The organism is Rhizobacter sp. P2_H2, assembly GCF_056403375.1.
The window spans coordinates 1-7,879 of the sequence record NZ_JBFUFP010000166.1; the positions used below are offsets into that span (position 1 = coordinate 1).

Below are 7,879 nucleotides of genomic sequence, written 5' to 3' on the forward strand. Positions count from 1 at the left end.
GAGATCTTCAAGCCCCCTGAGAAATCAGTAAAAACCCCAAGGTGAGGTGGCAATGAATTGAAGGCGCAATCGGGCATTTGCCGGGAGGTCAAGTCAGGGTCGATGGCTCCAGTTCGCGGCGACCAGCGGTCAGGAGCTGGCTCTCGCAATCTCGTCGAGTCTCGTCGTATAGCGCGGGGTGCGCCGCTCCTGCTTGCCAACTGAAGCCTGCGTTCCACGTCCGTGGTGAGCGCTGGCAATGCGAACGGCCCCTTTGCCGAACCGATGGTTCAGCGCATCCAACGCACCCATCAGCTGAGCCCGATCTCGTCCTACTTCCGCCTGCACTGTGGGCTTGTCAGTTGCGAAGAGGTCAAGCTCACCTTGCCGGGCACCTCCATCATGCAAGTCCACCAGCATGACGCCGGCCTTCACGTAGTTGAAACCCGGCCGGTACATCTGCTGCAGCGCGCGCGTGGCCGTCGCAACGAGCTCGCGCGTATCGGTGGTCGGCCGCACCATCGGCACGGTCATGCTCGGACTGTGCTGGCGATCCTGCTTGCGATGCGGGCTCGTCGTGATGAAGACGTGGACCGCTCCCGCCGCACTGCCCTGCTGCCGCAGCTTCTCGGCCACGCGTGATGTGAAGTCGCTGACGACCTGCTCAAGCTCGGCCAACTCGGTCACAGCGCTTCCGAACGACCGCGAGCACATGATCTGCTGCCGGCCTGCCGTGGTGTCATCGAGGCCGAGGCACGAGGTGCCACGCAGCTCCAGGAGCGTCTTCTCCAGTACCACGCTGAACTGGCTGCGGAGTGCCGTGACGTCCGCGTTGGCCAGGTCTCGCACTGTGCGGATGCCAGCCTCCGTCAGCCGCGCTCCGATGCGCCGGCCGATGCCCCACACGCAACCCACCTCGGTGACACCCATCACCGCATCGAGCTCGGTTTGGGTCATCTCGCCGAAGTTGCACACCTGCGCAAGGGCCGCCGGATACGAGCCCGGCTTGCGATCAGCCGTCTTCGCCACGTGGTTGGCCAGCTTCGCGAGGGTCTTGGTCGGCCCGAACCCCACACTGGTCGGCAGTCCGGTCCACTGCAGCACCGTCCGGCGGATGTCTCGGCCGATCTCCACAAGGTCGCCGCGCAYACCCTCGAAATCGAGGAAGCATTCATCGATGCTGTAGATCTGCTGCCGCGGCGCGTACTGCCCGACGATCGACATCATGCGGCTGGACATGTCGCCGTACAGCTCGAAGTTGGCGGACAGCGCGATCAGCCCCGCCTCGCGCTCCAGGTGCCGCACCTGGAACCACGGCTGCGCCATCTGCACACCAAGATCCTTGGCCTCGTTGCTGCGCGCGATGCAGGCGCCGTCGTTGCTCGACAGCACGACGACCGGCCGGCCGTTGAGCGAGGGCTTGAACACCCGCTCGCAGCTCACGTACATGTTGTTGACATCGACCAGCGCAAACATGGCGCAGCCTCAGACGGGCATCGCCTTGATGGCGTTGGTCACCAYACCCCAGACCTGCAGCTCCTGGGCCGCGCGCGGCACGACATCGGCGCAGCTCGGGTCGGTCGCCACCAGGCGCAGCGACGATCCCTGCGTCACCAGCCGCCGGCACATGAACTCGTCGTCCACGACGGCGATCACGATGTGGCCGCTGGCTGGATGGACCGAGCGGTCGACCAGCACGATGTCGCCGTCGTCGATGCCAGCCTCTCGCATCGCACTGCCGCTCACGCGCATCAGGAAGGTGGCCAGCGGGTTCCTGATCAGCACGTCATTCAGGTCCAGGCGCCCGACGCCCGAATCCTGCGACGGCGAGCCGAAGCCGATGGCCACGCTGGCGCGCGGCACCACGGCTGGCCCAGGTGATTCCCGGCCAACACGCGTGACTCCTTCGCGTGGCAGCTGACTACTGTTCATTCATACAGTATATTGCAGCACCCCGCCAGCCGGCGAGGCACGAGCACACGGAACCTTGAACTCATGAAACCCGCTGACTTCAACACCCTCGATGGCGTCGTGACGGCCATCCACCCGGGCATCGACGCCAACGAAGTGCAACTGGGCCTCGCCCAGGGCCTGCAGATCGTCATCAAGGTCTCTCACGAGGTGCAGAACATCCTGAAACTGCAGCAAGGCGGGCGCGCCTTTGGCTTGGTGCACCCCACCTCGATCGTCCTGCTGGAGGAGCCGGCGGCGAGCTTGCCCGCGACGTTCAATCAGCTGGTGGGCAGCGTGCGCGACGTGGGCCAAGGCGACGACGACGATGTCAAGGTCGGGCTCGACCTACCCAATGGACAGACCCTCATGGCGCGCATCACGACCGAACGCGCCGAGTCCTTGAACCTGACAGCTGGTGCACCGGCGACAGCCGTATTCAAAGCTGGTAGCGTCATCATCGGCGTTGACCAAACTGCCGTCCACTAGGAGCACACCCCATGGAGAGCAGCCTTCCGATCGAGCAGGTGTTTGGCCGAATCAGCTCCGAGGTGGAGCTGCAGTCTTTCGTCGAGCGGTTTCACCTGAAGCCGTTGAAGGCGAGCGTTCCTTCGCGGAAATACATCGCCGAGTGGACGGGCACGGTCGACGGCAAGGCCGTGTTCTCGCGCCACCGTCGGCTCGCACCGACTGCGCTGCCAGGGTCCGCGTGCTTGAACGCCCTGAGCCTGAGCATCAGCGCGCCGGACGGCACACGCCTGTGCAGCACCGAGGTCCAGTTCTGCTGAGCAGTGCTGGGACGGAGCACTCGGCGCCGTCCCTGAGCAACATCCGAGGACGTTGACGAGGGCTTTGGCGTCAAGCGACGCAGGCAAGCTGCCGCAGCGAGGTCGGCAGTGCTGCGTAGGTGCGAGGCATGCGGTAGCGCAGCCGCTCCGCCTCGAGTTGCTCCTCCTCCGTGGTCCACTCCTTCCTTGGCGCACGCCCGGCGATCGGGTCGAGTGGAATGCCGTGCAGCGCCGATCTCCAGTCGAGCCCAGGCTTCCACAGAAGCAGCACGTCACGAGCCACCTGATCGCCATCGAGGAAGGTGCCCCCGCTCATGTAGTTGTGGTGATCCACAAACGTGATCTTGCGCAGCGGTCCGATCTCTTTACTGGAGACTTCATGAACGCCATCGCACAGGCGGAGTCGCTCCTCGTCGCGTCCGCAGCCATGCGGACCGAGCGCCCCTTCGCTCGACTGCCCGAACACCCGCTCCAGGGCGGATTCACCGACGCCGCTGCAACGCAGCGCGGTGCCGACCGCGCCACTGCCGCGCGCCTGACCTACGAGGCCCGCCTCGAGCGGGACCCGATATCAACAGCCCCACAGAGAGCAAATGAGCAAACTCGATCCGATCTACCTTGACCTGCCAGATGTCGCTGCTTTCACCTCGTTGTCCGAGTCGACGGTGGAGAAACTCGTCCGCGGGGACGCATTCCCCAAACCCCGCCTTCTCTCCGGCAGACGTGTCGCTTGGCTGGTGCGCGAGGTAACCACTTGGTGCGAGGAGCGGCCGGTTTCCAACCTCTTGCCGCCACCCTTCACGGGCCGCCGCAAGACCGTTACCGTGCCGCAGGCCCTTCGAGGCGCGTAGTTGGACAGCGCGCGGCTGATCGCTCAGGGACTCACCGCGCGCAGCCGTGCCGTACGCCTGGGTGCCACCTCTGTCATCGCATCGATCAGCCAACGAGTTTCGGTCGGACTGAACTCGTCGACATTGCGGGCGGGGTCGGAACGACTGAAGGACCATAGGACCACGTCGGCACCGGCCCGGGTAGCACAAACAGCACAGCCCCGACACGGTGTATCAGGGAATGGCGCGCCACCGTGTACATCAGCCGATGAGGCTATCGCTCCACCGGACAGCGGGAGCAGGCCACCAAGCACTCCATCGAGATCAACACCGACGATCCCAAACCCATCGACCTCTTCAAGGATCGCTGAAGACAGCGTCTCAGATGTCGACCGGTTTTGTCTGCGACACGTCCATCTCCTACGAGTTCCCTGCGGCCTGGGACTTTTGGCTACAGTATCAAGACAACAATCGCCTCAGCACCATGCCTGATCATTTTCAGCTGCACGTTGACCAGCGGTGGTCTTCCGAAATCAGCGCGATGCGCCAAGCGCTCACGGAAGAGACCGGGTTGATCCGATTTGACAATAGCTCTTACCGCATCTGCCGACCGGCGCCACCCGTGACGATCGAGGTCTTTCCAGGGCACGGCAGAGTCGATCAAGGCCTCGTCCTCGAAATGGATCCGACCTCGCTCTACGTCAGCAAGGTGGCGGGCCGCAAGGTAGAGCGCTATCCGAGCACGCTCGATCTGGTCACCCGTGATTCGGGCGGGCTTGATGCGGCACTCGTCAATATTCCTGGCATGACCAATGTCAAGAAGCGCTTCCCTCTCGAAATGCTAGTGGTTTTCTGCGTGGCCGAATCGCTCCGATTCGACACTATCGCCCAACGGGTGGATGAGGTTATCAAGTACGGGAATGGTCGCCTCGTCGCACCTGGTGACGAGGAAGCTCGGAAGAAGGCTCTGCAACTGGAGATTGGCCCGTTGCTTCCGTTGTTCAAGAACTGGGAAGATGCCTCCGAAGCTGTGTTCCGCGGCGTCACATTGAAGGCGTGCCAGATTGCGGTGCGGTCTAGAACGGAGCGCTCGCAAGACGATCGTCGTCACCACGAACGTGTCGAGTTGCAGCAGAGGGACCTAGGACTGATCCAAACCGTCAGGTCGTTGGCCGTTCTACAACGACCGGGCAAGCGCTGATTCGCACGCCCCCATTTCGGATCTCCTCAACGTTGTGGGCGCATCGCTCAACGAATCGCTCTGGTGAGCGATCGTGGCGATACGACTACCGCTCTACCAATCCATCGAGGTGCGTGGACAGTCGGTTGATCCAGACGCGGCACTGCTTGTCGTAGGTGTGCAGGTTGTAGACACCCTTCACCCCCTCCTGCATGTGCCCCAGCATCGCCTCGCCCACGTCGTCAGGGCAACGTGTCCAACCAGGTAGTCCTCGCACAGGAGGCGCACCGTGTACGCGCGCTCCCGCTGCTCCTGTTTCTCTGCAACGCGGGCCGTCCGCTCGGCCTCCCGCGCCTGGCGCTTCGACAGCGCAGGATCGCCGCCCGCGTCGCGCTGCCCGCGCAAACGCTCCCACTCGGCCGCCGCCGCTGGAAACGACATCGCTGGCCAACGCCCCAGGCCGACCTGGCGCATCCGCGCGTCGACCGGACTGCGGTACCGATAGGTCCAAGCGCGTCGGGTTTGAGTGGCTTCGAGACGAAGGCCTGGGCAGCCGTCGATGGTAAGGTGCGCGCCTGGCTGAAGTGCCTTGGCTGCGCGGGCGTCGAACTGCATTGCGCTCCCTGCAAGCGTAGGTTTTCTGGAAGACCGGCCGCAGCCCAGCGTAGGTTTCGATTTTAGAAGCGCGCAAACCTACGCAGAACGGCCAAGTTCCCCCAAGTTTTCATAGGCGCTGAAAAGTCCATCGTGAGCATGTCATCCGACAAAAACACTCAGCAATTCAACGACTTAGCGGAAGAATCGCCCGCCGGCCGGGCTCCCGCGCGTGCCCCCATTCCGGCCCATACCCCAATGATGCAGCAGTACCTGCGCATCAAGGCCGAGCACCCCGACACGCTCGTCTTCTACCGCATGGGCGACTTCTACGAGCTCTTCTATGAAGACGCCCGCCGTGCCAACAAGCTGCTCGACATCACGCTGACCAGCCGCGGCCAGAGCGGCGGCGAGCCGGTCGTGATGGCCGGCGTGCCGTTCCATTCCGTCGAGAGCTACCTGGCGAAGCTGATCAAGCTGGGCGAAGCCGTCGCGATCGCCGAGCAGGTCGGCGACGTCGCCACCGCCAAGGGCCCGGTCGAGCGCAAGGTGGTGCGCGTCGTCACCCCCGGCACCGTCACCGACACCGAGCTGCTCGCCGACAAGCGCGACGCGCTGCTGCTCGCGGTGTCGCAGAAGACGCAGCGCGGCGTCACCAGCTACGGCCTCGCCTGGCTCGGCCTGAGCAGCGGCCAACTCGGCCTGACCGAATGCACCGAACGCGAGTTGCCCGGCTGGCTCGCCCGCCTGAACGCCGCCGAGGTGCTGGTCGACCGCGAGCAGGTGCCCGCGGCCGTCGCGCAGGCCCGCATCGCGATCACGCACCGCCCCGGCTGGCAGTTCGACACCGCCCTTGGCCTGCGCAAACTGTGCGAGCAGATGCGCGTCGCGAGCCTCGCCGGCTTCAACGCACAGGAACTCGGCACCGCGCAGGCCGCCGCCGCCGCGCTGCTGAGCTATGCCGAGCACACGCAGGGCCAGGCCCTGGCACACGTGCGCGCGCTGCAGGTGGAGYGCAGCGGCGACCTGCTCGACCTGCCGCCCACCACGCACCGCAACCTCGAACTCACGCAGACGCTGCGCGGCGACGACGCGCCGACGCTGCTGTCGCTGCTCGACACCTGCCGCACCGGCATGGGCAGCCGCGCGCTGCGCCACTGGCTCACGCACCCGCTGCGCGAGCGCACCGTCGCATCGCAGCGCCACGACGCGCTCGACGTGTTGATCGAGCACGGCGTCGCGCCGCTGCGCGAGGCGCTGCGCGGCATCAGCGACGTCGAGCGCATCACCGCCCGCGTCGCGCTGCGCCAGGTGCGCCCGCGTGAACTCACCGGCCTGCGCGCCACGCTGCAGGCGCTGCCCGCGCTGCGCGAGCGCGTGCCGGGCCGCGCCCTGCTGCTGGAGATGCTGGCCGAGGCGCTGACGCCCGACACGGCGATCGAAGCCCTGCTGCGCAGCGCGATCGCCGACGAGCCGTCGGTGATGCTGCGCGACGGCGGCGTGATCGCCCGCGGCTTCGATGCCCCGCTCGACGAGCTGCGCGACATCAGCCAGAACTGCGACGCCTTCCTGCTCGACCTCGAAGCCCGCGAGCGCACGCGCACCGGCATCGCCAACCTGCGCGTGCAATACAACAAGGTGCACGGCTTCTACATCGAGGTCACRCAGGGCCAGGCCGCCAAGGTGCCGATGGACTACCAGCGCCGCCAGACGCTGAAGAACGCCGAGCGCTTCATCACGCCGGAGCTGAAGGCCTTCGAGGACAAGGCGCTGTCGGCACAGGAGCGCTCGCTCGCGCGCGAGAAGCAGCTCTACGAGCAGCTGATCGACCAGCTGCAGGCGCACCTGGAGGCGCTGTCGGGCCTGGCGCGCGCACTGGCCAGCCTCGACGCACTGGCAGCGCTGGCCGAGCGCGCCGACACACTCGGCTGGACGCGCCCGCAGTTCGTGCGCGAGCCCTGCATCGACATCACCGCCGGCCGCCACCCGGTGGTCGAGGCCCGCCTGGCCGAGACCGGCGGCGGCAACTTCATGGCCAACGACTGCCGGCTCGACGCAGCCCGCAAGATGCTCGTGATCACCGGCCCGAACATGGGCGGCAAGAGCACCTTCATGCGCCAAGTGGCGCTGATCGTTCTGCTGGCGGCGATCGGCTCGTTCGTGCCGGCCGATGCCTGCCGGCTCGGGCCGATCGACGCGATCCACACCCGCATCGGCGCGGCCGACGACCTGGCCAATGCGCAATCGACCTTCATGCTCGAGATGACCGAGGCGGCCGCGATCATCCACAGCGCCGGGGATCACTCGCTGGTGCTGATGGACGAGATCGGCCGCGGCACGTCCACCTTCGACGGCCTGGCGCTGGCCGGCGCCATCGCAAGCCACCTGCACGAGCGCAACAAGAGCTTCACGCTGTTCGCGACGCACTATTTCGAGCTGACCGAGTTCCCGGTCAAGCACGAGCGGGCGCTCAACGTGCACGTGTCGGCGGCCGAGAGCGGCGACGACATCGTCTTCCTGCACGACATCCAGGCCGGCCCGGCCAGCCGCAGCTACGG

The 7,879-nt window shown here is 65.8% G+C and carries 10 protein-coding genes; 5 read left to right on the forward strand and 5 right to left on the reverse strand.

From position 1 onward, the window contains the following. Positions 1-129: 129 nt before the first annotated feature. Both AC1D15_RS11735 and AC1D15_RS11740 read right to left on the reverse strand, forming a co-directional pair. Positions 130-1,455: a Y-family DNA polymerase gene (locus tag AC1D15_RS11735; protein ID WP_477826112.1), complete on the reverse strand. Its 1,326-nt coding sequence runs from the start codon at positions 1,453-1,455 to the stop codon at positions 130-132. A 9-nt stretch (positions 1,456-1,464) separates the two neighbouring features. Continuing rightward, positions 1,465-1,845, reverse strand: a complete 381-nt coding sequence (locus AC1D15_RS11740; protein ID WP_477826113.1) for a LexA family protein — start codon at positions 1,843-1,845, stop codon at positions 1,465-1,467. 129 nt (positions 1,846-1,974) lie between these two features. Between AC1D15_RS11740 and AC1D15_RS11745 the strand changes: the two genes are divergently transcribed. Next, positions 1,975-2,418 (forward strand): TOBE domain-containing protein, encoded by a 444-nt coding sequence (locus AC1D15_RS11745; RefSeq protein WP_477826114.1) that lies wholly within the window; start codon positions 1,975-1,977, stop codon positions 2,416-2,418. Positions 2,419-2,429: 11 nt separating this feature from the next. Further along, positions 2,430-2,717 carry a hypothetical protein gene (locus tag AC1D15_RS11750; RefSeq protein ID WP_047509144.1) on the forward strand — a complete coding sequence of 96 codons (288 nt, stop codon included), beginning with the start codon at positions 2,430-2,432 and terminating at the stop codon, positions 2,715-2,717. Between the two features lie 70 nt (positions 2,718-2,787). Here AC1D15_RS11750 and AC1D15_RS11755 read toward each other — a convergent pair whose 3' ends face one another. Next, positions 2,788-3,183, reverse strand: coding sequence for a hypothetical protein (locus tag AC1D15_RS11755; RefSeq protein ID WP_477826115.1), 396 nt, complete (start codon positions 3,181-3,183; stop codon positions 2,788-2,790). 127 nt (positions 3,184-3,310) lie between these two features. Here AC1D15_RS11755 and AC1D15_RS11760 point away from each other — a divergent pair, with 127 nt between their 5' ends. Further along, positions 3,311-3,568 (forward strand): helix-turn-helix transcriptional regulator, encoded by a 258-nt coding sequence (locus AC1D15_RS11760; RefSeq protein WP_477826116.1) that lies wholly within the window; start codon positions 3,311-3,313, stop codon positions 3,566-3,568. Between the two features lie 364 nt (positions 3,569-3,932). After that, complete coding sequence (locus AC1D15_RS11765; protein ID WP_477826117.1) at positions 3,933-4,748, forward strand: hypothetical protein; 816 nt, start codon at positions 3,933-3,935, stop codon at positions 4,746-4,748. A gap of 85 nt (positions 4,749-4,833) precedes the next feature. Here the strand turns inward: AC1D15_RS11765 and AC1D15_RS11770 are convergent, their stop codons facing one another. Both AC1D15_RS11770 and AC1D15_RS11775 read right to left on the reverse strand, forming a co-directional pair. Continuing rightward, positions 4,834-4,965, reverse strand: a complete 132-nt coding sequence (locus AC1D15_RS11770) for a hypothetical protein (RefSeq protein WP_477826120.1) — start codon at positions 4,963-4,965, stop codon at positions 4,834-4,836. Continuing rightward, positions 4,926-5,342 carry an integrase arm-type DNA-binding domain-containing protein gene (locus AC1D15_RS11775; protein ID WP_477826118.1) on the reverse strand — a complete coding sequence of 139 codons (417 nt, stop codon included), beginning with the start codon at positions 5,340-5,342 and terminating at the stop codon, positions 4,926-4,928. Before AC1D15_RS11775 ends, AC1D15_RS11770 begins: the two co-directional genes overlap by 40 nt. 237 nt (positions 5,343-5,579) lie before the next feature. Between AC1D15_RS11775 and mutS the strand changes: the two genes are divergently transcribed. Beyond that, the coding region (gene mutS, locus AC1D15_RS11780) for a DNA mismatch repair protein MutS (RefSeq protein WP_477826119.1) at positions 5,580-7,879 on the forward strand (2,300 nt) is incomplete at its 3' end.

Bases quoted from the DNA above. Each gene is read 5' to 3' on its own strand.
- AC1D15_RS11760 (WP_477826116.1), top strand. From the start codon at position 3,311: ATGAGCAAACTCGATCCGATCTACCTTGACCTGCCAGATGTCGCTGCT.
- AC1D15_RS11765 (WP_477826117.1), top strand. From the start codon at position 3,933: ATGTCGACCGGTTTTGTCTGCGACACGTCCATCTCCTACGAGTTCCCT.
- AC1D15_RS11750 (WP_047509144.1), top strand. From the start codon at position 2,430: ATGGAGAGCAGCCTTCCGATCGAGCAGGTGTTTGGCCGAATCAGCTCC.
- AC1D15_RS11775 (WP_477826118.1), bottom strand. From the start codon at position 5,342: ATGCAGTTCGACGCCCGCGCAGCCAAGGCACTTCAGCCAGGCGCGCAC.
- AC1D15_RS11745 (WP_477826114.1), top strand. From the start codon at position 1,975: ATGAAACCCGCTGACTTCAACACCCTCGATGGCGTCGTGACGGCCATC.